The organism is Arthrobacter sp. 754 (genome assembly GCF_040548695.1).
Lineage (GTDB): Bacteria > Actinomycetota > Actinomycetes > Actinomycetales > Micrococcaceae > Arthrobacter.
Genome location: NZ_JBEPSC010000002.1, coordinates 1 through 24,405, shown reverse-complemented (window position 1 = coordinate 24,405; position 24,405 = coordinate 1). Strand labels below are relative to the sequence as shown.

At 64.4% G+C, this 24,405-nt stretch carries 21 protein-coding genes, 1 tRNA gene and 1 rRNA gene; 14 read left to right on the top strand and 9 right to left on the bottom strand.

All coding sequences use genetic code 11. The features are described from left to right. The first annotated feature begins 4 nt into the window (after positions 1–4). The gene (locus ABIA70_RS05665) at positions 5–346 is read left to right on the top strand and encodes a DUF202 domain-containing protein (protein ID WP_354146623.1); all 342 of its coding nucleotides are present in this window, start codon (positions 5–7) and stop codon (positions 344–346) included. 109 nt (positions 347–455) lie between these two features. On the opposite strand, the gene ABIA70_RS05660 is transcribed toward ABIA70_RS05665, so the two are convergent. Then, positions 456–1,157, bottom strand: coding sequence for a hypothetical protein (locus ABIA70_RS05660; RefSeq protein ID WP_354146622.1), 702 nt, complete (start codon positions 1,155–1,157; stop codon positions 456–458). Positions 1,158–1,313: 156 nt separating this feature from the next. Then, entirely contained in the window at positions 1,314–2,363 is a 1,050-nt protein-coding gene (locus ABIA70_RS05655) for a LacI family DNA-binding transcriptional regulator (RefSeq protein ID WP_354146621.1), read from the bottom strand. A 235-nt stretch (positions 2,364–2,598) separates the two neighbouring features. Here ABIA70_RS05655 and ABIA70_RS05650 point away from each other — a divergent pair, with 235 nt between their 5' ends. From ABIA70_RS05650 to ABIA70_RS05620, 7 genes are read left to right on the top strand one after another with little or no spacing between them, the layout of a single operon-like run. Next, positions 2,599–3,930: an extracellular solute-binding protein gene (locus tag ABIA70_RS05650; protein WP_354146620.1), complete on the top strand. Its 1,332-nt coding sequence runs from the start codon at positions 2,599–2,601 to the stop codon at positions 3,928–3,930. Further along, positions 3,927–4,865, top strand: a complete 939-nt coding sequence (locus ABIA70_RS05645; RefSeq protein ID WP_354146619.1) for a carbohydrate ABC transporter permease — start codon at positions 3,927–3,929, stop codon at positions 4,863–4,865. Before ABIA70_RS05650 ends, ABIA70_RS05645 begins: the two co-directional genes overlap by 4 nt. Position 4,866: 1 nt before the next feature. Next, complete coding sequence (locus ABIA70_RS05640) at positions 4,867–5,772, top strand: carbohydrate ABC transporter permease (protein WP_354146618.1); 906 nt, start codon at positions 4,867–4,869, stop codon at positions 5,770–5,772. 29 nt (positions 5,773–5,801) lie between these two features. After that, positions 5,802–6,995 (top strand): Gfo/Idh/MocA family protein, encoded by a 1,194-nt coding sequence (locus ABIA70_RS05635; RefSeq protein ID WP_354146617.1) that lies wholly within the window; start codon positions 5,802–5,804, stop codon positions 6,993–6,995. Between the two features lie 25 nt (positions 6,996–7,020). Further along, positions 7,021–8,025, top strand: a complete 1,005-nt coding sequence (locus ABIA70_RS05630) for a sugar phosphate isomerase/epimerase family protein (RefSeq protein WP_354146616.1) — start codon at positions 7,021–7,023, stop codon at positions 8,023–8,025. 51 nt (positions 8,026–8,076) lie between these two features. Continuing rightward, a complete protein-coding gene (locus tag ABIA70_RS05625; protein WP_354146615.1) occupies positions 8,077–8,775 on the top strand; it encodes a ThuA domain-containing protein in 699 nt (232 codons plus the stop codon). Next, positions 8,760–9,890, top strand: coding sequence for a Gfo/Idh/MocA family protein (locus ABIA70_RS05620; RefSeq protein WP_354146614.1), 1,131 nt, complete (start codon positions 8,760–8,762; stop codon positions 9,888–9,890). Before ABIA70_RS05625 ends, ABIA70_RS05620 begins: the two co-directional genes overlap by 16 nt. Before the next feature lie 159 nt (positions 9,891–10,049). Here ABIA70_RS05620 and ABIA70_RS05615 read toward each other — a convergent pair whose 3' ends face one another. The 4 genes from ABIA70_RS05615 to ABIA70_RS05600 all read right to left on the bottom strand — a co-directional run bounded on the left by ABIA70_RS05615 (position 10,050) and on the right by ABIA70_RS05600 (position 13,455). Continuing rightward, positions 10,050–11,081, bottom strand: coding sequence for an aldo/keto reductase (locus ABIA70_RS05615; protein WP_354146613.1), 1,032 nt, complete (start codon positions 11,079–11,081; stop codon positions 10,050–10,052). 21 nt (positions 11,082–11,102) lie between these two features. Then, a complete protein-coding gene (locus ABIA70_RS05610) occupies positions 11,103–11,975 on the bottom strand; it encodes an NAD-dependent epimerase/dehydratase family protein (RefSeq protein ID WP_354146612.1) in 873 nt (290 codons plus the stop codon). A gap of 362 nt (positions 11,976–12,337) precedes the next feature. Next, positions 12,338–12,414, bottom strand: a tRNA-Thr gene (locus ABIA70_RS05605). A 165-nt stretch (positions 12,415–12,579) separates the two neighbouring features. Beyond that, positions 12,580–13,455: a DsbA family protein gene (locus ABIA70_RS05600; RefSeq protein WP_354146611.1), complete on the bottom strand. Its 876-nt coding sequence runs from the start codon at positions 13,453–13,455 to the stop codon at positions 12,580–12,582. Positions 13,456–13,633: 178 nt separating this feature from the next. Here ABIA70_RS05600 and otsA point away from each other — a divergent pair, with 178 nt between their 5' ends. The 4 genes from otsA (at position 13,634) to ABIA70_RS05580 (ending at position 18,818) form a co-directional block, all read left to right on the top strand. Further along, positions 13,634–15,136, top strand: coding sequence for an alpha,alpha-trehalose-phosphate synthase (UDP-forming) (otsA, locus tag ABIA70_RS05595; protein WP_354146610.1), 1,503 nt, complete (start codon positions 13,634–13,636; stop codon positions 15,134–15,136). Then, the gene (otsB, locus tag ABIA70_RS05590) at positions 15,126–15,956 is read left to right on the top strand and encodes a trehalose-phosphatase (protein WP_354146609.1); all 831 of its coding nucleotides are present in this window, start codon (positions 15,126–15,128) and stop codon (positions 15,954–15,956) included. Before otsA ends, otsB begins: the two co-directional genes overlap by 11 nt. 235 nt (positions 15,957–16,191) lie before the next feature. Then, on the top strand, positions 16,192–17,274 hold the full coding sequence (locus tag ABIA70_RS05585; RefSeq protein ID WP_354146608.1) for an ABC transporter ATP-binding protein: 1,083 nt from the start codon (positions 16,192–16,194) through the stop codon (positions 17,272–17,274). Between the two features lie 125 nt (positions 17,275–17,399). Beyond that, a complete protein-coding gene (locus ABIA70_RS05580) occupies positions 17,400–18,818 on the top strand; it encodes a DUF4032 domain-containing protein (RefSeq protein ID WP_354146607.1) in 1,419 nt (472 codons plus the stop codon). 34 nt (positions 18,819–18,852) lie between these two features. Here the strand turns inward: ABIA70_RS05580 and ABIA70_RS05575 are convergent, their stop codons facing one another. Next, positions 18,853–20,223: an FAD-binding oxidoreductase gene (locus ABIA70_RS05575; protein WP_354146606.1), complete on the bottom strand. Its 1,371-nt coding sequence runs from the start codon at positions 20,221–20,223 to the stop codon at positions 18,853–18,855. Positions 20,224–20,430: 207 nt separating this feature from the next. Between ABIA70_RS05575 and ABIA70_RS05570 the strand changes: the two genes are divergently transcribed. After that, positions 20,431–22,158, top strand: a complete 1,728-nt coding sequence (locus tag ABIA70_RS05570) for a glycoside hydrolase family 13 protein (protein WP_354146605.1) — start codon at positions 20,431–20,433, stop codon at positions 22,156–22,158. Then, entirely contained in the window at positions 22,158–23,204 is a 1,047-nt protein-coding gene (locus ABIA70_RS05565) for a LacI family DNA-binding transcriptional regulator (protein ID WP_354146604.1), read from the top strand. The genes ABIA70_RS05570 and ABIA70_RS05565 overlap by 1 nt, the downstream gene beginning before the upstream one ends. A 2-nt stretch (positions 23,205–23,206) precedes the next feature. Here the strand turns inward: ABIA70_RS05565 and ABIA70_RS05560 are convergent, their stop codons facing one another. Together ABIA70_RS05560 and rrf are read right to left on the bottom strand one after the other, a co-directional pair. Then, positions 23,207–23,701: an SRPBCC domain-containing protein gene (locus ABIA70_RS05560; protein ID WP_354146603.1), complete on the bottom strand. Its 495-nt coding sequence runs from the start codon at positions 23,699–23,701 to the stop codon at positions 23,207–23,209. A gap of 457 nt (positions 23,702–24,158) precedes the next feature. Next, a 5S ribosomal RNA gene (gene rrf / locus ABIA70_RS05555) occupies positions 24,159–24,275 on the bottom strand. Between the last annotated feature and the right edge of the window lie 130 nt (positions 24,276–24,405).

The window sequence follows — 24,405 nt, the reverse complement described above, 5'->3', positions numbered from 1 at the left end:
CCGGATGAAGCCCCGCAGGCGGCCAGCAACGAGTCACGGCGACGCGGGGCTTCAACCGGAACGGACCTCTCTCGCCAGGGGAAGAACGATGATGGCCCTGGTCGTTGTGAGCGTCATTTTCCTGCGCTGGCTTCCCCACCACGGATTTCCGGTCCTTTTACCGTTTGGGGTTGCCATTGCGGCTGCCGCAGGCATCTACCTCAACCAGAGCCAGCGCTACCGCTCTGGTTCTGAGGGCATCACACGGGAACGAATTGACGCCGATATCGCTGGCGTTTTCCTGACGGCTTTCCCCTGTGCTGCGATTGGCGCACTGGGTACGGGAGTCGTCCTCGCCGCGGGCTGAATGGGATGGTTCGCCGAACTGCTGGCGGACGAAGTTGGCAGCGTTGCCCGAATAGAACTTCGACCCACCGCGGCCTGTACGTGATGTCGGTGCCGACGTTGTCACCACATCAGCGGAGGACCCCGCATACTGCCGGGTCTGTGGCCTCGGCGGGCAGGTCCGGGGTCAGTTCACTGCCGCCTTCAGGGTCACTGAAGTTGTAGGTTCCGTTGCCGTCGTAGTCCAGTCCGTGAATGACGAGCACGCCTTCGCCGTCCCGGATGGCATCGGCGATCTGCTTTGCCGTGCCGAGGCCACCCGCGCCGGGGTAACCTGTCCCGGCTACGTCGGTGAATTCGATGTTGTTCCGGCTGTAGTTGAACATGCCGTCATGGGAGACCGGGAACCGGGCGACGTCCAGGAAGCTGGCCGGCGTTGTGTCCCCGGTGGTGTTCAGGGAGACGACCACGGGACCGTAGGCCGGTATTCCTTCAACAGTGTTGAGTCGCCCGTCCCTGTTGGTGTCCAGGGCCAGGGTCGGGCACTCGTTCAGTGCGTCGTTGCCGTAGTGGATGTGCTGGGCGTGGGGTGCATCCGGGGTAAGTCCCTCGGCGTGGACCTCGATGTGTTCAATCTTCTGGTTCTTCACCACCGCTGTTGCGGTCCCGGATGCGCCGGAATTATTCAACTCAGTGAGCACAGCATTGAGCGTCACCGACTTGTCTGTCGCTTTGCCGTTTTGGGCCAGGACAGGCCCAGCACCCAGTGATACTGCGGTAAGTACCGCCGCTGCTGCTGCTCCGCTAAGGGCCAGCTTCGAATTTCTTTTCATGTTTGTTCGCTCCCTATCCCAGGGGCCACCGATAATTTCGATGGTCGAATGTGATTCGCACCACAACGGCGGGGAGATGGGCGCAGCGCCTACCTTTTTTCGCCCTTGGCACTCCCGGCATGCCGACAAGCGGACCATCAGCCAACGGGCCCCCGCTTACAGGGCCACCGAGGGAGGGGCTGTGGAATTGCGGACTATCAAATGCGTGGCAAGTTCGACCCGATGCGAATCCAGGACTTCCCCCCGGGCCTGGCGGAGAAGCGACCGCAGCGCTGCACGTCCCATCTCCTCAAGCGGCTGGGCGACGGAGCTTAGTGACGGGACGGCTTCCTGGCCCTGGGCTGTCCCGTCAAAGCCGATAAGACTGATGTCCTGGGGAACCCTGATACCTTGGCGGCCTGCCTCGCTGAGAACACCCAACGCGATGCTGTCACTCCCGGCAAAGATAGCAGTGGGGAGCTGGTCCAACTGGAGCAACGCCTTGAGCCCCGCGATTCCGCTTTCCCTGTGGAATCTGCCGCCGGAGACAATGTAGTGGGGCTCGACTGGAACGCCTTGAGCCATCAGGGCGGCCATATACCCGTGCAGCCGCGCCTGGTTGCATTCGGCCCCTGGTATCCCGCCAATGTACGCGATGCGCCGATGCCCTAACTCCAGCAGGTGTTCGGTCGCGGCCTTGCCACCGGCCCAGTTGGTCGCTCCTACGCTGACCACATCGGCTGAGGGCGGATTGAGCGGGTCGATGACGACGACGGGGATCTTGCGGCGCCTGAACGCATGCAGTTGCGCCTCACTGAAGGCGGACGTGACCACGATCATCCCCAGCCGGCCCTCGTCCAGCATGCGCTGGGCGCGGCGCTCCGGACTGCGCGGGCTCGAAGTTGCCTTCCCCGTGACGCTTATAAGAATCTCAACGTCGGCACCCGCCGCACACTGCAGTACCCCGTTGAGAACCTCAATCATGTAAGCGGAGTCAAGTACGTCAATGACCACCTCAACGACAGTCCCGGCCTCCTGGCTGGAACGGCGCTGCAATGGGGACTGGTATCCCGCCCGCTCCAGAGCAGCCAGGACCCGTGCCCGGGTCTCCGGCGCCACATCCTCACGGCCGTTCACCACCTTCGAGACCGTTGGGGCCGAAACACCAGCCTGGCGCGCCACAGTTGCAAGCGTCGGTTTTGCCCGTTCTGACACTTTTGTCGCCATACGTTCGCAGCCTTTCGAAATGTTTCGTTGTTTCATTCTGCAGAAGTTGCGCGCCGTTGGTCAAGCGCCGGAACGTAGGCCGAAAAATAAGTCCCCGATTGCTCTTGACCTCTACTAGCCCGGGCATTTAGTTTAGACCGTGATCCAAATCACCTTTTCGAAATGTTTCGAAAGATAGATGATTCGGAGCTCAAGCCCGCACATTTGCAAAGAAGCAATTTCAGATGGAGAAGCAATGAAGCAATCTCAGACCTCCCGTCGCTCTTTCCTCGCCCTGGCTGCCCTCACTCCCTTCGCCGCCATGACGGCCACTGCCTGCGGGACGTCGGGACCGGGTACCTCCAGCGCCGCAGGCGGCGGCGCCAGCATGTGGTTCCTGTCCGGTGAGCCGAACCAGACCACTATGCAGAAGGCCGTGGACACGTTCAGTTCGGCGAACCCTAACGACAAGATCGCCGTGACCTACTTCCAGAACGACGCCTACAAGACCAAGATCAAGACCGCGATCGGTGCCGGCCAGGCCCCCACCATCATCTACGGCTGGGGCGGCGGCACCCTGAAGACATACGCCGAGGCCAATCAGGTCGACGACCTGACCAGCTGGTTTGACGAGAACAAGGACCTGAAGAACAAGTTTTTCCCCGCCTCATTCGGCGCAGCCACCGTCAACGGGAAGATCTACGCGCTGCCCAACCAGTACGTCGCCCCGATCGTTCTGTTCTACAACAAGGAACTGTTTGCGAAGGCCGGCGTTCAGCCGCCCAAGACCTGGGACGACGTCATGTCGTTGGTCAAGACCTTCAACGAGATGGGCGTGGCTCCATTCTCGCTTGGCGGACAGTCGCGCTGGACCTCCATGATGTGGCTTGAGTACCTGCTCGACCGCATCGGGGGCGCCCAGGTATTCACTGCCATCTTCGAGGGCAAGCCCAATGCCTGGATGGATCCCGCAGTGATCGAGACCGGCACCAAGATCCAGGAGCTCGTCTCCGCGGACGGCTTCATCAAGGGTTTCTCCTCCATCGCTGCAGACTCCAACGCGGACCAGGCGCTTCTGTTCACGGGCAAGGCAGCCATGATGCTGCACGGTTCCTGGACCTATGGCGCCATGAAGAAGGGCGGGCAGAACTTCGTCCAGGACGGGAAGCTGGGCTTCGTCCAGTTCCCGACCGTTGCCGGCGGGAAGGGCGACCCCAAAAATGGCGTGGGAAACCCTGCCCAGTACATGTCGATCTCCTCCAAGGCCACCGATAAGGAAAAGGAGTCGGCCAAGAAGTTCTTCAAAGACGGCATCCTGACCGAGACGGTCATCGATACCTACATCAATTCCGGATCCGTCCCCATTGTTAACGGCATCGAAGCCAAGCTCAACACGTCACCGGACAAGGACTTCCTGAATTTCGTCTACGATCTGGCCAAGAACGCCCCGAACTTCCAGCAGTCCTGGGACCAGGCACTGAGCCCCACCGCCGCAGAAGCCCTGCTGAACAACATCGACCAGCTGTTCCTGAAGTCGATCACGCCCCAGCAGTTCGCCCAGAACATGAACGCCACCCTCGGAAAATGAGTAACGCCGTCTCCACCGTTCGAAAGACTGCCGTTCCGGGCAGGACTGACGGGAAGCAAAGCGGGCAGCGCAGTGCTGCACTCGCGTGGCTGAGCGTGCCTGCTTTGTTCTTCTTCCTGATGTTCGCAGTCGTGCCGCTGGCCGGTGTCCTCATCCTGAGCTTCAGCAGCTGGGACGGTATCGGTGCCATCGGGTCAGCGGGACTGGGCAACTGGTTCTCGGTGCTGGCGGACCCGGTGCTGTACAGCTCCCTGGGACTGACATTCCTGATCATGATCGTCTCCTGGCTGGTCCAGACGCCCATCAGCCTCCTCCTGGGTGTCTTCACGGCAGGGAGCCAGCGCTACCGGGCCGCCCTGGCAGTGCTGTACTTCCTGCCGCTGCTGCTCTCATCGGCAGCAGTCGCCATCGCTTTCAAGGCCCTCCTGGATCCGAACTTCGGCCTGGCCACGGGCCTGGGACTCCCTTTCCTGGCCCAGGACTGGCTGGGAGTCCCGCATCTGGCCGTGGGTCTGGTGATCTTTGTGATCGCCTGGCAGTTCGTACCGTTCCACACGCTGATTTACCAAGGCGGCGTGCGCCAGATTCCCAAGTCACTGTACGAGGCAGCGGAAATCGACGGGGCGGGAACAATCAAGAAGTTCTTCCACATCACGCTGCCCCAGTTGAAATACACCATCATCACCTCGTCCACGTTGATGGTCGTAGGGTCGCTGACGTACTTCGACCTGATCTTTGTCCTCACCGGCGGGGGTCCAGGAAACTCCACGCGGATCCTGGCCCTGGACATGTACCTGAGGGGCTTCCGGGCCAACCTCATGGGCCCGGCCAGCGTCATCGCCGTCATTCTCGTACTCATCGGCCTTGCACTTGCCTTGTTCCTCCAGCGCCTTGGAGGCAAGGACAAGCAGGGCAGCCAATTGGAAGGTATGTAGGGTGAGCACCGTCCTGAAAAACAGTATGGAGGAAACTCCCGTTGGCTCCCGGTCCGGATCCGCAGCCCCCAAGCGGGGATTCGGCTCCCGGATGAGGCGGCCCAACGTCCCTGCGGGGCTCGGCGGCTGGATCTGGCTTGCCATCATCATCATCCCGATCTACTACGTGGTCATCACCAGCCTGAAGACGCAGGCGGGCTACTTCGGCCAGAATCCGTTGGCGCTTCCTACTGCGCCGACCCTGGAGAACTACCAGATGGTTCTTGAGGCCGACTTCGCGAAGTACTTCATGAACAGCACGATTGTCACGCTCGGTGCCGTCATCCCGACGGTACTGGTTTCCTTCATGGCCGCGTTCGCCATTGTTCGGGGCAAGGGCAGGTTCCTCAAGCTGGTCAACGGCTTGTTCCTGATGGGACTGGCCATACCCCTGCAGGCAACGATCATCCCGATCTACCTGATGATCATCCGGCTCAACCTGTACGACAGCCTGCTCGCGCTCATGCTTCCCTCCATTGCCTTTGCCATCCCGTTGACGGTCCTGATCCTGTCCAACTTCATCCGCGACGTTCCGAACGAACTGTTCGAGTCGATGCGGCTGGACGGCTGCAGCGAATGGCAGACAATGTGGCGGCTGGCCCTGCCCCTGACCCGCCCAGCCATAGTGACCGTCGCCATCTACAACGGCCTGCACGTCTGGAACGGATTCCTCCTTCCGCTGGTCCTCACCCAGAGCCCTGGCCTGCGCGTCCTTCCACTGGCCCTGTGGACCTTCCAGGGCGAATACAGCGTCAACATCCCGGCCGTGCTTGCGTCGGTGGTGCTCAGCACCCTCCCAATCCTGGTGCTCTATGTGGTGGGCCGCCGCCAGCTGCTCAGCGGCCTCACCGCCGGCTTCAGCAAATAGCACCGGGATTTTTACGAAAGGACATACACATGACCACCGCAAGGCCCCTTCGTGTCGGCATGGTGGGCTACGCCTTCATGGGAGCAGCCCACTCCCACGCCTGGCGCACTGCACCACGGTTTTTCGACCTGCCGCTGCAGCCACAGCTCACCGCCGTCGCAGGCCGGAACGCCGGCAGCGTACGCGCCGCGGCAGACAAGCTTGGCTGGGAGTCGATTGAAACCGACTGGCGCCGCCTGATCGAGCGCGACGACATCGACCTGATCGACATCTGCACGCCCGGCGACACTCATGCCGAGATTGCGATCGCCGCCCTTGAAGCGGGCAAGCATGTGCTGTGCGAGAAGCCGCTGGCGAACTCCGTGGAGGAAGCGGAGCGCATGACCCTGGCAGCTGAGACCGCTGCCAAGCAAGGCGTTCTCTCGATGTGCGGCTTCAGCTACCGCCGCACGCCGGCCCTGGCCCTGGCCAAACGGTTCGTGGAACAAGGCCGGCTGGGCGAGCTGCGGCACGTCCGGGCGCAGTACCTGCAGGACTGGCTCTCGGATGCCGATGCCCCCATGACCTGGCGGCTGGACAAGAGCAAGTCCGGGTCCGGCTCCCTCGGCGACATCGGGGCGCACAGCATCGACGCTGCCCAGTGGGTCACCGGGCAGAGGATCTCCGGCGTCTCGGCACTGCTCGAAACCTTTGTCACGGAGCGCCCGCTCGCCGGCGACCTCATCGGCCTCGGCGGCCACGGCGACCTCAGCAGTGACGCGCCCCGCGGGACGGTCACCGTGGATGACGCCGCTATCTTCAGCGCAAAGTTCGACGGCGGCGCCTCCACCTCGGGCGCGGTAGGCGTCTTCGAAGCCACTCGATACGCGCTGGGCCGCAAGAACGCCATGCGACTGGAACTGAACGGCACCAAGGGTTCCCTCGCCTTTGATTTCGAGGAAATGAACGTGCTGTCCTACTACGACGCAGCGGAGTCTCCGGACGCCGGATTCCGGCGGATCTTCGTCACCGAGCCCGAGCACCCGTACGTCGGCAACTGGTGGCCCACCGGCCATGGCTTGGGCTACGAACACGGATTCACCCACCAAGTGGTGGACCTCGTCACCGCCATCGGCCAGGGCCGCCAGCCGGAACCGTCCTTCGCGGACGCCTTGCAGGTCCAGCGGGTCCTCGCGGCCGTGGAGGCCAGTGCCGCCAACTCCAGCCAGTGGCAGAAGGTCTGAAGTGATCACAGGACAAGGAACCCCGATGACACGACCCATCACGCTTTTTACCGGCCAGTGGGCCGACCTGCCATTTGAAGAGGTGGCCCGGCTCGCCGGCGAGTGGGGCTTTGACGGGCTTGAGATCGCCTGCTGGGGTGACCACCTGGACCCGCGCCGCGCTGCCGAAGACGACAACTACCTCCAGGGCAGGCTGGACATCCTGGAGAAGAACAACCTTAAGGTCTTCGCCATCGCCAACCACCTCACCGGACAGGCGGTCTGCGATGACCCCATCGATGAACGGCATCAGGGCATCCTGTCTGCGGAAATCTGGGGCAACGGTGAAGCGGAAGGAGTGCGGCGCCGGGCCGCCGAGTCGGTGAAGGACACGGCACGGGCTGCCGCCCGCCTCGGCGTCAAGACCGTGACCGGGTTCACCGGCTCTTCCATCTGGAAGGCCGTTGCCATGTTTCCGCCCGCCTCCGAGGCCATGATCGACGCCGGTTACCAGGACTTCGCGGACCGCTGGAACCCCATCCTGGACGTCTTCGACGAGGTGGGTGTCCGTTTCGCCCTGGAGGTCCACCCGTCCGAAATCGCCTACGACTACTGGACCGCCAAGCGCACCCTGGAGGCCATCGGGCACCGCAAGAGCTTCGGCCTGAACTTCGACCCGTCCCACTTCATCTGGCAGGACCTGGATCCCGTCATGTTCCTGCAGGACTTCGCGGAGCACATCCTCCATGTCCACGTAAAGGAATCCATCCGCCAGCTCGATGGCCGCAACGGTCGGCTGGGCTCCCACCTGCCCTGGGCAGACCCGCGGCGCGGCTGGGACTTCGTCACCGCAGGGCACGGGGACGTGCAGTGGAACCGGATTTTCCGGACCCTCAACGCCATCGGCTATGACGGCCCCACCAGCATCGAATGGGAGGACGCCGGAATGGACCGCCTCATTGGAGCCCCGCAGGCGCTGGCCATGGTCAGGGAACTGGCCCGGATCGCCCCGCCTGCAGCCGCGTTTGACGCAGCCTTCACCAGCCGCTGACCGACTTTGCCGGTCCTCACCGGCCGCCAGCCAACAAAAGGAAACCCCGAAATGACAGAACGCAAGAATGCCTTGGTGGTCCGTGGCGGTTGGGACGGCCACCAGCCCTACGAGGCAACCGAGCTCTTCATCCCCTACCTCAAGGACAACGGCTACGACGTGCGCGTCGAGGAATCCCCCAAGGTCTACGCCGACGCCGAATACATGGCTGGGGTGGACCTGATCATGCAGTGCATGACCATGACCACCATCGAAAAGGACGAGTTCGCCGGGCTGCGCGACGCAGTGGAAAACGGCACCGGCCTGGCCGGCTGGCACGGCGGCATCGCCGATTCCTACCGGAACAATTCGGACTATCTGCACCTGATCGGCGGCCAGTTCGCGTGCCATCCCGGCAAGCACCCGGACGAGTGCGTCGGCGAACAGTCGGACAACTACGTGCCCTACACCGTGAACATGCTTCCCGCAGCCGCGGAGCACCCCATCACCAAAGGCCTCACCGACTTCGACCTTGTCACCGAACAATACTGGGTGCTCTCGGATGACTACATCGACGTCCTCGCCACCACCACGCAGAAGGTCCGGGAATGGGACCCGTGGAACCGTGAAGTCACCTCACCGGCCATCTGGACCCGCCAATGGGGCAAGGGCCGCATCTTCGTCACCACCCCCGGCCACCGGGTCGAAATCCTCCAGGACACGAATGTCCGCACCATCATCGAAAGGGGCCTGCTGTGGGCAAGCCGTTGAAAGTCGGAATCGTTGGCTGCGGAGCCATCATCGCGCAGTACCTCGCCAATTTCCGCAAACTCAACCAGATTGAGCTGGTGGCCGTGGCCGATCTCGACCCCGCACGCGCCCAGGCAGTGGCCGATGACTATGAAGGGGTCCGCGCCGTCTCCGTGGACGAACTCCTCGCGGCGGACGACGTCGAACTCGTCCTGAACCTCACCATCCCGGCGGCGCACGCCGAGGTGGCACTGAAGGCCATCGCCGCAGGCAAGAGCGTATACGGCGAGAAACCCCTTGCTGCCACGACTGCCCAGGCACGCCAGGTGCTGGACGCAGCACGCAAAGCGGGAGTCGCCGTCGGCTGCGCCCCCGACACCGTGCTGGGCACGGGCATCCAGACGGCCCGCAAAGCCATCGATGACGGCCTGATCGGCGCGCCAATCTCCGCCTCCGCCACCATGGTCACGCCGGGCCATGAGCGCTGGCACCCGAATCCCGACTTCTATTACCAGCCCGGTGGTGGTCCCCTTCTGGACATGGGCCCTTACTACGTGACCGCCCTCGTTACTCTGCTGGGCCCCGTCGTCTCGGTGGTTGGAGCCGCAAGCCACACCCGCAGCGAACGCACCATCGGCTCCGGCCCCCGCCAAGGCGAGAAGGTCCCAGTTGCCATCGATTCCCACGTCACCGGCGTCCTGGTGCACGCCTCCGGTGCGCTCTCAACCCTTTTTATGAGCTTCGACGCCGTGAAGTCCAAGTCGCCGAACATCGAGATCCACGGTGAACGGGGATCCCTGGTTGTGCCGGACCCCAACCACTTTGACGGCGAAGTCCAGCTGTTCGCTCTGGGCGCAGACGCCTGGGAGACCCTACCGGTGGCCGCCGGATACGTGGACGCCGGACGCGGCTTCGGCATCGCCGACCTGGCCACCACTGATCCTGGCGCTGAGCCGCGCGCGGGAGGCACCCTGGCCTACCACGCCCTTGACGTCATGGAATCGGTCCTCGAATCAGCCCGCACCGGCAGCGCAGTACCCATCCGAAGCACTGCTGAACGGCCGGCAAGCGTCGAACTGACCGTCCTGACCGACCGCGTGGGCGCGCTGCAGGCCCAGGAGGCAACCCGATCATGATCGAAACGGCAAGCACCCCTGCTCCAGATCACGCGAACAGCAGCCGGAACATCGCCGTCGTCGGCTCCGGCTAATTGGGCGGCGGGATGGCGCAGGTCCTGGCGCTCGGCGGAGCACGCGGCGGACGCCGATGGGACACCCGGCGATGACAGTCGACAGCTAGCGACCGCCTTCGAGCTTCCTGCTGCGCTGCTCGTGCGCCATCGGCCCGTAGGGGTACACCCCGACGCGCGGACTGCTGACCTCTGTCAGCCGTTCCAGCTCCCCCGGCGTGAGCGCGAGGTCCGCTGCCGCCAGGTTGTCGGCGAGTTGGGCAGTCGTCCGGGCGCCGAGGATCACCGAGGTCACGGCAGGGCGGTCCGCCAGCCATGCCAGCGCCACCTGCGAGGGACTCACGCCGTGGCGGCCGGCGATCTCCTCCACTTCGTCGATGACTTCCCACGTGCGGGCGTCGGCGTTCCGGGCCTTCCACGCCTCCATGCCGCGGTCGGGGTTTTCACCCAGGCGGGTGGCACCGGTGGGCGGGGCATCACGTTTGTACTTGCCCGAGAGCCAGCCGCCGCCCAGTGGCGACCAGGGCAGCAACCCGATTCCGGCGTCAAGCGAGGCCGGCACGATCTCGGATTCGATCTCGCGAACCAGCAGGCTGTACTGCGGCTGCAGAGTCACTGGGGCGTCCCAGCCGTGGGCTTTGGCCAGGTGGACGGCCTTGGTCAGCTGCCAGCCGAGGAAGTTGGAGAATCCGTAGTAGGCGATCTTTCCGCTGCGGACGGCGTCGTGCAGGAAACCCAGGGTCTCCTCCAGCGGCGTGACCGGGTCCCACGCATGGAGCTGGTAGAGATCGATCTGCTCCACCCCCAGGCGGCGCAGGGAGTCATTCAGCGCCCGGGTCAGGTGCCGGCGGGACGTGCCGACGTCGTTCGGGGCCGTCCCCATCGGGAACCTGCCCTTGCTGGCGAGCACCACTTTGTCCCGGTCCTCCGGCCGGTCGGCCAGCCAGCGTCCGATGATCTCCTCGGAGACGCCGGAACTGTAGACATCGGCGGTGTCTATGAAGTTGCCGCCAGCCGCGAGGTAGTCGTCCAGGATCGCGCGGGACTGCTCCTCGGTGGCTTCAGCGCCGAAGGTCATGGTGCCCAGCGCATAGTTGGAGACGACGGCACCGCTGTTGCCCAGTGTGCGGTATTGCATGGAGCTCCTCATTCTTCGGGGTCAGTCTTCGGTGGGGGTGGTGCGGTTAGGGTACGAAGCCCGCCAGCTATGCTCGGGGGCGAAGCCCAGCAGGCGCTTGGCCTTGTCGATCGAGAGCATCGTCTCGTGCTCGCCCAAATCCTTGACAACCTTGACGTTGGGGAAAACCTCAGCGGCCAGGCTGGCACTCGAGCGGCTCATCACGGTGTCCTCGTTGGCGATGATAAATGCCTCGAAGCCGGGCTTGGCCTTATCCAGAGCGCATGCCACGGCCTGCGCGCCGTCGCGGCCATCGATGTAGCCCCAAAGGTTCCACTTCCGCAGCGCGGCGTCGGCGTCGAAGGCAGGGAATGCCTCGTAGTCCGCCGGATCCATCACATTGGAAAACCGCAGGCCGGTGATGCTTAACTCCGGGTCCCAACGCGTGAACTCGACGGCCATCTGCTCTTCAAGAACCTTGACCAGCGAGTATGTGCTTTCCGGCCGGGCCGGATATTCCTCATCCACCGGGATATAGGGAGGGTCGACGTCGAACGGCAATCCCAGCACCGTCTCGCTGGAGGCATAGACAATCTTCTTGATCCCTGCCCTGCGGGCCGCCTGGAACACGTTGTACGTTGCCAGCATGTTGTTCTCGAACGTGGCAGCGTCTGGCGCGATACCCGGAGCGGGAATGGCCCCCAGATGAACGACGGCGTCGAACCCGGTGTGCCTGTCGTCAAGGCCCATGAACACGTCCACCACCTGGCCGTAATCGCGCAGATCCACCACCGTGAACCCGCGCCCACGCTCGCCCGTGCGGTCCAGGTTGGTGACCTCATGACCGTCCTGGCTCAGCCGCCGAATCACGCTCCGCCCTAGTTTTCCGCTTCCTCCGGTAACAACAACTCGCATCGATACTCCCTCAATAGGGCCCAATCGTTCCGACCGGACGTTCTGGTCAAAGCTCGTCAGGCCAACCCTCTTGGCGAGGCTGACCCGGGATGAGCGTAGTTCATCCACCATAGAACGCAGATTAGGTCCCTCGCATGGCCCTCTGGGTCCTAGGAAAGCCAGACCCCCCCATTCCGGATCTTTGACTTCGCGCTAAGGGCGGCAAGGCATATGGTCCGGTATCGGTAATGTCCCGCGGTCAAGGCTCGCGTGGGGTCGCAGGGCCGTTGCCCCGAACTACGGCCATCGTGAAGTGTGAGTCCCGGACCGGACAATGGAATGCTGTCGTGAGCCGGACTTAAGCCGGAGGTAATAGCCATAACTGGAGCCTCCTGTCAGATTCGAACTGACGACCCCCGCTTTACAAGAGCGGTGCTCTGGCCAACTGAGCTAAGGAGGCGCACCCACATTGGGGTGTGCGCGGCAACGGCGCTAGATAAGGTTAGCCCAAGTCCTGCCGCTGGTAAAAACCGCAGCCCCGGGCGGTGCGGACAAAAAGGTGGAAGAGAAAAGGACCCGCCCCCGGAACAGTTCCGGAAGCGGGCCCTTTGCTGACGAAGAAGGCTTAGGCCTTGGCGTCGATTGCGGCCTGGATGTCAGCGTTCAGGTCCGTGGTGCCATCCCACTTCTTGCCGTCAACAAAAATGGTGGGCGTGCCGGTGATCCCGGTGTTCGCGGCCAAATCAGTCGAGTACTTCACGTAGGGGCGGAAGGTCTTGTCATCAACACAGCTGTTGATATCCGCGCCGATGTCCGAGGCGAGGGACTTCAGTTTGTCGTCCGACAGGCCGGCCGAGCCTTCCTTAGGCTGGTTGGCGAAGAGCACGTTGACGTATTCGGCGTACTTATCCGGTGCCTTATCAGCCACGCAGGCCGCTGCGTTGGCGGACCGTGAGGAGTAGTTGGTGGTGGACTGGCGGTCCAGGAAGCCCAGCGGCCGGTATTCCATCGAGATCTTGCCTTCATTGCGAAGGCTCGTGAGGGCTTCGTTGTAGGTGGTCTCGAAGCGCAGGCAGACGGGGCAGATGAAGTCGATGTAGGCAACAACCTTCACGGGCTGCCCTGCTTCAGCTTCGGCGCCGGGAGCCACCACGGGGTTGGGCAACGTGGCTGGCTTGGCCGGAAGGTTGGCCATGTCCACGGTGGCAGCGTCCGTCTTCTTTACTTCGGTGTTGGCCAGCAGGGTGACGCCGCCGTTGACGTTGGCGCTCGCAGGGACAGGTCCCTTATCCGCAATCGGAGTGTTCTGCTTGATGCTGGTGGTGACCACCAGAGCCACAATCGCGAGGATGGCGATCACCGCCACCACGATGCCCCAGCCGATGAGCTGCTTGTTGCGCTTGTCCTTCTTCAGCTGCGCCTCCCGGATCAGGCGCGCCTTCTCGCGGGCTTCCAAGGTTCGCTCAGCTTTGGACTTACGTATTTCATTTGCGGGGCTCATGTGTTCCTTGGCTCGATCGACATAGGGGGACCACTCTGTGGCGACTCCACCATTTTAGGGCAGAAAGCTGGGAGCTTGCGCTTTCAAGTATTTCGTCCTCTTGACCAACGGACGAATAGCCCCGAAGATTCCATCCTATTAGGGTTGCTTAGAGGCACAAGCAACCCCAGGGGGCGCAATGCAATCACCTGTCCAAGAAAAACCGGCATCCGGAACTGAATCCGACCCGGCCGAGCACCGCCACGGCAATGCCACCAAATACGACTTTATGGTGGTCTCCAACAGGCTGCCCGTCGACCGAACCGCGCCAGGCGAGAGCGGCGACGACGGCTCCGGCTGGCGCCGTTCTCCCGGCGGCCTGGTGACGGCACTGGCACCCATGATGACCAAGACCGACGGCGCGTGGGTGGGCTGGCACGGCGCGCCGGATGAAACGGTGAAGCCCTTCAGCCACGGCGGCATGGACCTGGTCCCGGTGCAGCTGAGCACCGACGACGTCGAGCTCTATTACGAGGGGTTCTCCAACGCCACACTGTGGCCGCTGTACCACGACGTCATCGCCCCGCCGGAGTTCCACCGGACCTGGTGGGATGCCTACCGCAGGGTCAACAGGAGGTTCGCCGACGCCGTCGTCCGCCATGCCGACCAGGGCGCAACAGTCTGGATTCAGGACTACCAGCTGCAGCTGGTGCCGCGGATGCTGCGCGAAGCGCGGCCGGACCTGCGGATTGGATTTTTCAATCACATCCCGTTCCCGCCGCCGGAAATCTTCGCCCAGCTGCCGTGGCGCCACGCCATCATCGATGGCCTCATGGGCGCGGACCTGGTGGGGTTCCAGCGGCCCAGCGACGCCGGCAATTTCATGCGCTCCGCCCGCCGGTTCCTGGGCGCCAGCGTTAAGCAGCAGCAGGTACACGTCAAGGGCCAGGACGGCAAGCTCACCCACATTGCCCGGGCCCAGGCCTTCCCGATTTCCATCGACGTTGCCCACATCACCGAACTCGCCAACAACCCGGAGATCATCGAGCGTGCCCGGCAGATCCGGCAGGACCTCGGCAACCCCAAGACGATTCTCCTGGGCGTGGACCGGCTGGACTACACCAAAGGCATCCGGCACCGGCTCAAGGCGTACGAGGAACTCCTTCAGGAGGGCAAGCTCAAAGTGGGTGAAGCCACACTGATCCAGGTGGCGAGCCCCAGCCGCGAACGCGTGGAACAGTACAGGCTGCTGCGCGAGGAGGTCGAAGGTACCGTCGGCCATATCAACGGCACGTACGACACCATCGAAAACACAGCCGTCCGCTACCTGCACCACAGCTATCCCGTGGAGGAAATGGTGGCCCTCTACCTGGCCGCCGACGTCATGCTGGTGACCGCACTGCGGGACGGCATGAACCTCGTGGCCAAGGAATATGTCACTGCCCGCAAGGACAACGACGGCGCCCTGGTGCTCAGCGAGTTCGCGGGCGCGGCGGACCAGCTCAAACAGGCGCTGCTGATGAATCCCCACGACATCGACGGCCTCAAGGACACCATCATGCAGGCCGTCAACATGTCCCCCAAGGACGCCGGCCGCCGCATGCGGTCCATGCGCAAGCAGATTCTTGAGCACGACGTCGACCACTGGTCAGCTGATTTCCTCAACGCCCTGAACGAGAAAGTTGTGCGCGATGACTCCTGACGCCCGGCACGCCAAGGGCCCGCTGACCCTGTCCCCCGAACTCCGTGAGGCCCTGCGGCGGATCGCCCGGACGGACCACCTGCTGGTGGCCATGGACTTCGACGGCACCATCGCCCCAATTGTTGACCGCGCCGGAGACGCCCGCCCCCTCCAGCGCTCCGCTGCGGCCTTCGCCGGGCTGGCTGCCCTGCCGCGTACGACGACGGCGCTCATCTCGGGGAGGGCCCTCGCCAGCCTGCGCGCAGTGGCTTCGCCGCCCGTTGACACCCTGCTGATCGGCAGCCACGGGGCCGAAGCCTGGCTTGGTCCGGGCTCCACAGAGCTCACGCTGGATGAGAGCCAGCGCAAGCTTCTCGCCGAAGTCCGCGGTGTCCTCGAGGACATAGTTGAGCAGGCGCCAGGAACCCTGCTGGAGGACAAGCCGGCGGGCGTGGTCCTGCACACCAGGCTTGCTACGGACGATGTGGCAGAGGATGCGGTGGCTGCTGCCCGTTCGGTGCTTCAGGAGCGCAAGGGGGTCTTCCTCAAGAACGGCAAGCGGGTCCTGGAAACATCGGTGGTCAACGCTTCCAAAGGCGAGGGCCTGGACTTCCTGCGCCAGATCACCGGGGCCACAGCGGTCCTGTTCGCGGGCGACGACGCCACGGACGAGGACGCCCTGGGCCGCCTGGAACCCGGGGACGTCGGCGTCAAGGTGGGCCTGGATTTCACGCAGGCGGAATTCCGGGTCGAGGCGCCGGTGCACGTGGCTGAACTGCTGGAAGCACTGCTGCAGGAACGGAGCCTGGTGGTGGCCGAGGAGGAGCCCGGCGACGCCTGAGGGCAGCCGGCTTGCCGAAGCTCACATGTGAGGTTCGTAACATTCACAACGATTTGCCATTCGTCTGACATACTCTTGGTTGTGATGTGGCGCACAAGAACCGTGCGGCGTCACGTGATACTCCTCGGCTTCGGCCGGGGAGTACACGGCTGCAATGCCGTGGATAACTGAACAAACATGAACCATTCACAACGGATCGTCCGGCACGTACCTGCCGGTGAAGGGATTGATAACTGTGGCTACAGTTACTTTTGATAACGCTACGCGTCTGTACCCGGGCACAGAGAAGCCCGCTGTTGACAAGCTCAACATTGAAATCGCCGATGGCGAATTCCTGGTCCTCGTTGGACCCTCCGGTTGCGGTAAGTCCACCTCGCTGCGCATGCTCGCAGGCCTTGAGGACGTCAACGCCGGCCGTATCCTCATTGGCGACCGCGACGTTACCGACGTTCCGCCGAAGGACCGCGACATCGCCATGGTCTTCCAGAACTACGCCCTGTACCCGCACATGACCGTTGCGGACAACATGGGCTTCGCGCTGAAGATCGCCGGCGTCTCCAAGGAAGAGCGCGCCGAGCGCGTCCGCGAAGCAGCCAAGCTTCTTGACCTCGAGCCGTACCTGGACCGCAAGCCGAAGGCACTCTCCGGCGGTCAGCGCCAGCGTGTTGCCATGGGCCGCGCCATCGTGCGTAACCCGCAGGTCTTCCTCATGGATGAGCCGCTTTCCAACCTTGACGCCAAGCTTCGTGTCCAGACGCGCACGCAGATCGCATCCCTAACCCGCCGCCTCGGCGTCACCACCGTCTACGTCACCCACGACCAGGTCGAGGCCATGACCATGGGCGACCGCGTGGCTGTGCTGAAGGACGGCCTGCTGATGCAGGTTGACACCCCGCGCAACCTCTACGACAAGCCCAAGAACGTCTTCGTCGCCGGCTTCATTGGCTCCCCCGCCATGAACCTGCTTGAGCTCCCCGTCGTCGACGGCGGCGTGCAGTTCGGCGGAACGGTTTACCCGGTGCCGCGCAATGTCCTCGAAGAGGCCCACGGCAGCACCGTCACCCTGGGCTCACGCCCCGAGGACCTGGAGCAGGCCGCACAGGGCGAGGGCCTGCAGGTCGAGGTCGACGTCGTCGAAGAACTCGGCGCGGACGCCTACGTCTACGGCCACACCACGCTGGACGGCAAGGACCACGACATCGTGGCACGCGTCGACGGCCGCCGCCCTCCGATGAAGGGCGAGACCATCTACGTCCGCCCGCAGTCGGGCCACGTCCACCTGTTCGACACAAAGACCGGTCTGCGCCTGGGCGACTAGTCCCACCGCTGATCAACACTTACGAGATCCGCTAACCGACGGCGGCCCTCCCCACATCGGGAGGGCCGCCGTCGGCTTTTGTGCCCGTTGCCCCAGGCCGCCCCAATGTACGGAAGAATTGACCCATGACCGAAGAAAACAGCGCACAGTGGCACGATGAACCCACCGACTACGCACAGGTGGGCAAACTGCCCCGGTTTGAGGCGGCCAGCGCCAACGACTCGAAACTCGCCGCTGTCTCCAGCTCGCTGAACATCACGGCCGCCGCTGCCGAGCCTGAACTACTGGACCTGCCCTGGCACATCGCACTGGAGGACTGGCCGTCCGAAAACCTGGCTGCCCTCCCCCGCGGCATCTCGCGGCACATTGTGCGCTTCGCCCACCTCGGCGGCTCCGTCATTGCCATCAAGGAGACGTCCGAGCACGTTGCCCGGCACGAATACCACATGCTCCGCAAGCTCGCCCGGCTGGATGTCCCCTGCGTCGTCCCGGTAGCGGTTATCACCGGCCGGACCACCCTCGAAGGGCGGCCACTGAACCCCGTCCTGGTCACGCGCCACCTGAAGTTCTCGATGCCCTACCGCGCGCTGTTCTCGCAGATGCTGCGCAAGGACACCCTGACCAGGCTCATCGATGCCCAGGCCCTGCTGATGGTGCGCCTGCACCTCATCGGTTTCTACTGGGGAGACGTCTCGCTCTCCAACACGTTGTTCCGCCGCGACGCCGGGGCGTTCGCCGCCTACCTCGTGGACGCCGAAACCGGCGAGCTCTATCCGGACCTGTCCACCGGCCAGCGCGAGTATGACCTCGAAATCGCCCGGGTCAACATCGCAGGCGAACTCATGGACCTCCTGGACGGTGGCCTGATCGAGGAAAAGGTGGACCCCGTAGCCACCAGCGAACTCATCATGGAAAGTTACCGCCGCCTGTGGGCCGAGCTGACCGAAAAGGAATCCTTCGAACTCGGCGAACGCTGGCGTGTGGGCGCCCGGATCCGGCGGCTCAACGAACTCGGCTTCGACGTCGAGGAATACGCGATCAAGACCACCCAGAACGGTTCCACCATCCAGCTCCAGCCCAAAGTGGTGGACGCCGGCCACCACCAGCGCCGCCTCCTGCGCCTCACCGGGCTCGACGCCCAGGAGAACCAGGCAAGGCGCCTGCTCAATGACATGGATACCTTCCGCGCGGACAACAACCCGGAGATGGACGAGGAATACAGCGCGCACCTTTGGGTGAGCCAGGTCTTCGAGCCCATTGTGCGCTCGATCCCGCGCGACCTCTCCCGCAAGCTGGAGCCCGCGGAGGCGGTCCACGAGGTGCTGGAGCACCGCTGGTACATGTCCGAAAAGCAGGAGCGGCACATCCCGCTCGCGGAGGCCGTGCAGTCCTACATCGATTCCATCCTGCGCCACCGCCGGGACGAGGCGGCCATCATGCTGAACCCGGACACCGGGCTGCTGAAGATCCTGGAAGTGGAGACTGAAGAGTCAAGGTACGGCGACGACGAAACGATCGACGAGTACCCCGACGTCGACGACTGAGGGTCACTGACGGGCGCGACTTAACACAGGCAGGCTAAATGGCCTTGCCGGGGTTCAGGATGCCGGCCGGGTCGAACAGTTCCTTGATTCTGCGCTGGAGCTCCCGGACCGGCTCCGGCTGCTCCAGTCCCAGCCAGCGCAGCTTGTACTGGCCGATCCCGTGTTCGCCCGTGATGGTGCCGCCCATTGCCAGCGCAGCGGCCACGGAGCCGTCAAGGGCAAGGTTCAGCCGGTCCATCGCATCAGCGTCCACGGCGTCATCCTGCCGGTCAATCCAGAACGTGGGGTGCAGGTTGCCGTCCCCGGCATGGGCCACCACCTTCAGGTTCACGCCGTTGGCAGCCGCCAGCTCTTCGAGCACTGCCACATATTCCACCAGGCGCGAACGGGGCACGGCCACGTCCTCGCCCACCCGGTATTCGTCATCCACCTCCACGCCGCGGCTGTTGCGGCGCAGCTCCACGAGCTGCTCGGCCTCCGCTGTGGTTTCCGTGCTGACTACGGCACCGCCGGCGGCAAGGACTGAACGGACGACGGCGGCCTCCGCCTCAGCCCCGAACCCGTCTGTCTGGATCAGGAGCAGCGAACTGCCACGGGCGCCCAGGTCGGAGCCGTGAAGCGCATCCAGCTGGGCGAGCGTGCCGCCGTCGAGCAGTTCCATGATGGCCGGCTGCACCCGTGCCCGTCCAACGGCTAGGACCCCTGCGGCCGCCTGCCGGAAGTCAGGATAGAACGCGGCGATGGTGTGCACGTCGCGGGGCAGGTACTTGAGCCGGACCGTTGCCCCCACCACGATCCCCAGGGTGCCCTCGGAACCGACGAAAAGCCCGGTGAGGTCGTAGCCCGCCACGCCCTTGAAGGTCTGGTGGCCGGTATGGATGAGCGAGCCGTCCGCCAGGACCACGTCGAGCGCCAGGACCGAGTCCCTGGTGACGCCGTACTTGGCGCACCGCAGTCCACCGGCGTTGGTGGCCACGTTGCCGCCGATCGTCGACGCACGGAAGCTGGCAGGATCGGGCGCATACATCAGGCCGTAGGCAGCCGCCGCCTCGTTCAGGGCAGCATTGACCACGCCGGGTTCGACGACGGCGGTCTCGTCGTCCGGATTGAGGTCGAGAATCCGGTTCATCAGCTCCAGGGACAGGACAACAGAGTTCTGGCTCGCGTGCGCACCGCCGGACACACCGGTGCCCGCACCGCGGGCCACCACCGAAACGCCGCCCGCTGCACAGAGCCTGACCACTGCCTGGACATCGTCCACGTCGCGGGCGAAGACCACGGCTTCAGGCAGTTGGAAGTCCAGGACCGGGGCCTGATCCACAGCATATCTGGCCAGCAGTTCCGGCTCGGCGGAGACCTGCCCTTCACCGAGGGCGGTTACCAGCTCGTCAACAATGCTGCCCACGCAGCCTCCAGTTCCGTCGTCGCAAATGTTGTTCCCAGTCTAGAACGCGCCAGCGTTACGCCACTGGGCAGCATTGTGTCGGGCAGGGTCGATGCAAACGTTTCCACAGGTCAGTGGCAGTAAGGTCAGGCAGTTGGGGGCACGACGCGATAAAGCAGGGTGGAAGCGTTTTCAGTTTTTCGCGACAACGCGTCTAAGCTGACTCCCATGTCTGTTGATACAGTGATCTCCGCCACATCGTCCCTGACGGGTCCCCTCACACTTATCCACGCCGCTGACACTGCTCCGGGCTGGTGGCGGTCGGCAGTCATCTACCAGGTGTACCCACGGTCATTCCGCGACCTCAACGGTGACGGCATCGGCGACATTGCAGGGATCACTGAGGAACTGCCGCAACTGGCGGACCTGGACGTCGACGCCGTCTGGCTGTCCCCGTTCTACCGGTCACCGCAGCGCGACGCAGGCTACGACGTCAGCGACTACTGCGACGTGGACCCGATCTTCGGGACCCTGTTGGACTTCGACGTGATGATGGCAGAGGCAAACCGCCTGGGCCTGCGCGTCATTGTGGACCTTGTTCCCAACCACTGCTCGGACCAGCACGCTGCCTTCCAGGCGGCGCTGGCCGCCCCGGCAGGAAGCCCCGAGCGGGACATGTTCATTTTCCGTGACGGAACGGGCCATGAGGGGCACGAGCCGCCGAACAACTGGCAGTCCCACTTCGGCGGGCCGGCCTGGACACGCGTCGTTGCCCCTGACGGACAGCCGGACCAGTGGTACCTTCATCTCTTTGATTCTTCCCAGCCGGACTTCAACTGGGACAACGCCGCCGTCCACGCCGAATTTGAGCGGGTCCTCCGGTTCTGGCTGGACCGCGGCGTCTCAGGCTTCCGGGTGGACGTTGCGCACGCCCTGGTCAAGGCCCCGGGCCTCCCTGCCTGGGGCGGACGGGCCGACGGCGGCAGTTCGGACGGGTTCCCCGGCCACGAGGCCCCGATGTTCGGGCAGCCGGGCGTCCACGACATCTACCGGGCCTGGCGCAGGATCCTTGACGAGTACGGGCCGGACAGGATTCTGTGCGCGGAGGCAAGCGTGGACCTGGACCGCCTGGCGCACTGGGTCCGGGCCGACGAAATGCACCAGGCCTTCAACTTCCCGTACCTGCACGCCGGGCTGGACGTTCACCGTCTCCGGGGCGTCATTACCGACTCCCTGACAGTCCTGAACGGCGTGGGGGCGCCCAGCACTTGGGTGCTCTCCAACCACGACGTCGTCAGGCATGCATCGCGCTTCGGCTACAACGGCCACGGTCCCCGCGACGGCGACGGCATCGGCCCGGCGGATCCCCAGCCGGATACCGAGCTCGGCAGGCGGCGCGCAGCCGCTGCCTCGATGTTCATGCTGGGCCTGCCGGGTGCCGCCTACCTGTATCAGGGAGAGGAACTCGGCCTGCCGGACGGTATCGACATCCCCGAGCACCTGCGCCAGGACCCCACGTTCGCGCGCACCGGCGGGGAGCGCCTCGGCCGGGACGGCTGCCGGGTGCCGCTGCCTTGGAGGGCCGCGGAGCGGCACCTGGGCTTCGGGTCCGGAGAAGCCCCCTGGCTCCCCCTCCCACCGGCCTTCACGGAACTGGCGCGGGACGCGCAGGCCGCATCGCCGTCGTCGCACCTCTCCCTGTACCGGAACATGCTGGCCCTGCGCCGCGAACTGGGCCTGGGAAGCGGATCACTGGCCTGGGCCGAGGACTGGTGCAGCGGTTCGTCCCTGGCCTACGTCAACGGCGCTACTCTGGTGGTGATGAATCTTAACCACGAGCCCCTGGAACTGCCTGCCGGCGAGCTGCTCCTGCGCAGCGCGGAACCGGCTGAGGGCCGCTTCCTGGCCAGCGGCGAGACCGCTTGGCTGCGGATTGACGGAGGAAGCGCCGACTAGTGGGACTTGCTGGCATCAAGGACGTTGCCGACCGCGCCGGGCTGTCCATCGCCACGGTGTCGCGGGCGCTCAGCGGCAAAGCGAATGTGTCCACGAAGAGCCGGCAGCTTGCGCAGGCAGCGGCCGACGAGCTTGGCTTCGTTCCGTCCTACCATGCGTCCAGCCTGGCCTCGGGCCGCAACCACAACGTGGGACTGGTTGTCCCTTCCATCCACCGCTGGTACTTCTCCTCGGTGGTGGACGGCGTTTCTGCCGCACTCCTGGACGCGGGCTACGACCTCACGCTCTACAACGTGGGCGACGATCCGGCGCGGCGCCAGAGCGTCCTGGCGGACTTCCTGCTGCGCAAAAGGCTCGATGCGGTCATCGCTGTCTCTCTGGTTCTCAGCGAGGCGGAGATCAAGCAGCTGCTTGCCGTCCGCCGGCCCATCGTGGGCATCGGTGGAGCGCTGGCAGGTGCATCCACCATCAGGATCGACGACGCCCGCCTCGCCCGAACGGCAACAGAACACCTGATCGGCCTTGGCCACAGCCGCATCGCGCATCTGACCGGGGACGCCGAGCTGAACAGGGACTTCAAGCTTCCCGGCCTGCGCCAGGCCGGCTTCGAAGCGGCGATGGCGGCCGCCGGGCACACCGTCCGGCCCGAATGGCAGGTCAGCGCAGACTTCACCATCCAGGGCGCGTACGCGAGGGCCCGCAGCCTCCTGGCCACCGCGTCCGAGCGGCCAACGGCCGTGTTTGCCGCGTCCGACGAAATGGCCATCGGCACCATCCTTGCCGCCCGTGATTTCGGCCTGCGCGTGCCCCAGGATCTGTCTGTGATCGGCATGGACGGCCACGAGCTCGGCGAAGTCTTTGGCCTCACCACCATCAACCAGGACGCACGCGGCCAGGGTGCCCTCGCCGCCCACATGCTGCTGGAAACGCTCGGCGCCGGCGCGAAGCCCGGTACCAAGCGCACCACGCCGGCTCCGGCTGCCACGGACCGTGAGTACCCTACAGAGTTCCTGGTCCGGTCCAGCACCGCAGTACCGCCCGTGTAGAGCTAGGACGCTTGGCCGCCCATAAAGCGTACAAACCGGTCCAGCACCGACGGCCAACTGCTCGCGGAAGATGTCCGGGCTGCAGCCGGGTCCTCCGCGCCCTCCCAGCCATCCTGGACAAGCCGCACCTCCGTGCCGTCCGCAACGGCGCGGAAGGCGACTCTCAGCTCGGTAGACCACAGGGCCGTCGTGCCGGGGTGCCAGGAGGCGTGGAAGGACAGCGGCGGCTGCCAGTCATCTATGGTGCCCCAGACGGCGGTCCTGCCATCGTCAGCTGTCTCCAGGATGAGGATGTCCTCGAACTCGACATAGGAACCAGCGCCGAACACGCTGTTGGATTCCATTGGCCACCACAGATGCGTGTGGTCAGTAAACCCGGCGAACGCCTGGGCAACCGGCCCCGGAACCACCGCGGTGCAAATGACCGGATACAGCTCCGCCGCTGACTCGTTGTCTTCGGGGACCGACGCGTCCGCGTGGCTGAAAAGGTTCTCCATGGACGCCAACTCTACGCCGGACGCCCTCCCACTTCCTTCACCCCCTCCCGCACGCTCTGGCAGCTCCTGCAGTGCCGGGGCCGACGCTCTGGCAGTTGATGTGCTGTTCCGCCGGACGCTCTGGCAGTTGATGTGCTGTTCCGCCGGACGCTCTGGCAGTTGAGGCGGTCTTCAGGGACGCCCGACGGCGGCTGGTTGGTGGGGCGGTGCCGGTTGCCAGCCGTGGGGCCGGGGTTGGTGTCCTTGGTGCCAGAGCGTTCGCGGATTTCCTGCATGTGCTGGCAGAGCGTGTGGATAATCGCTGCAGTTGCTGCCAGAGGGTTTGGGGTGCCCGACGGCGGCTGGTTGGTGGTGCCGGAGGGCCGGCAGGGGTTGGTGTGGCCTGCCGTGGGGTTGTGGGTGTTTAAATGGGTCAGGCCCCGGACACTTTCGTGTTCGGGGCCTGGCCTGAATGATGTTCCGGCGGTGACCTACTCTCCCACACCCTCCCGGGTGCAGTACCATCGGCGCTGTGGGTCTTAGCTTCCGGGTTCGGAATGGGACCGGGCGTTTCCCCCACGCTATGACCGCCGTAACCCTTGCTCCACACCGTCCCGGCGTGTGCCGGGTGGTGGGAAATCTGTGGTTACAACATGTGTTCCTGCCGGTGAAGGCAGGTGTGGTGTTGTTATTTTGTTGTTGGTTCCGGCCATCAAACCTGGGTT

What these genes read in the sequence shown, in the direction of transcription:
- ABIA70_RS05655 (WP_354146621.1), bottom strand. Translation starts at nt 2,363, where the DNA reads ATGGCGACAAAAGTGTCAGAACGGGCAAAACCGACGCTTGCAACTGTG.
- ABIA70_RS05570 (WP_354146605.1), top strand. Translation starts at nt 20,431, where the DNA reads ATGTCTGTTGATACAGTGATCTCCGCCACATCGTCCCTGACGGGTCCC.
- ABIA70_RS05580 (WP_354146607.1), top strand. Translation starts at nt 17,400, where the DNA reads ATGACCGAAGAAAACAGCGCACAGTGGCACGATGAACCCACCGACTAC.
- otsA (WP_354146610.1), top strand. Translation starts at nt 13,634, where the DNA reads ATGCAATCACCTGTCCAAGAAAAACCGGCATCCGGAACTGAATCCGAC.
- ABIA70_RS05660 (WP_354146622.1), bottom strand. Translation starts at nt 1,157, where the DNA reads ATGAAAAGAAATTCGAAGCTGGCCCTTAGCGGAGCAGCAGCAGCGGCG.
- ABIA70_RS05625 (WP_354146615.1), top strand. Translation starts at nt 8,077, where the DNA reads ATGACAGAACGCAAGAATGCCTTGGTGGTCCGTGGCGGTTGGGACGGC.
- ABIA70_RS05560 (WP_354146603.1), bottom strand. Translation starts at nt 23,701, where the DNA reads ATGGAGAACCTTTTCAGCCACGCGGACGCGTCGGTCCCCGAAGACAAC.
- ABIA70_RS05645 (WP_354146619.1), top strand. Translation starts at nt 3,927, where the DNA reads ATGAGTAACGCCGTCTCCACCGTTCGAAAGACTGCCGTTCCGGGCAGG.
- ABIA70_RS05600 (WP_354146611.1), bottom strand. Translation starts at nt 13,455, where the DNA reads ATGAGCCCCGCAAATGAAATACGTAAGTCCAAAGCTGAGCGAACCTTG.
- ABIA70_RS05610 (WP_354146612.1), bottom strand. Translation starts at nt 11,975, where the DNA reads ATGCGAGTTGTTGTTACCGGAGGAAGCGGAAAACTAGGGCGGAGCGTG.
- ABIA70_RS05615 (WP_354146613.1), bottom strand. Translation starts at nt 11,081, where the DNA reads ATGCAATACCGCACACTGGGCAACAGCGGTGCCGTCGTCTCCAACTAT.
- otsB (WP_354146609.1), top strand. Translation starts at nt 15,126, where the DNA reads ATGACTCCTGACGCCCGGCACGCCAAGGGCCCGCTGACCCTGTCCCCC.
- ABIA70_RS05635 (WP_354146617.1), top strand. Translation starts at nt 5,802, where the DNA reads ATGACCACCGCAAGGCCCCTTCGTGTCGGCATGGTGGGCTACGCCTTC.
- ABIA70_RS05630 (WP_354146616.1), top strand. Translation starts at nt 7,021, where the DNA reads ATGACACGACCCATCACGCTTTTTACCGGCCAGTGGGCCGACCTGCCA.
- ABIA70_RS05665 (WP_354146623.1), top strand. Translation starts at nt 5, where the DNA reads ATGAAGCCCCGCAGGCGGCCAGCAACGAGTCACGGCGACGCGGGGCTT.
- ABIA70_RS05650 (WP_354146620.1), top strand. Translation starts at nt 2,599, where the DNA reads ATGAAGCAATCTCAGACCTCCCGTCGCTCTTTCCTCGCCCTGGCTGCC.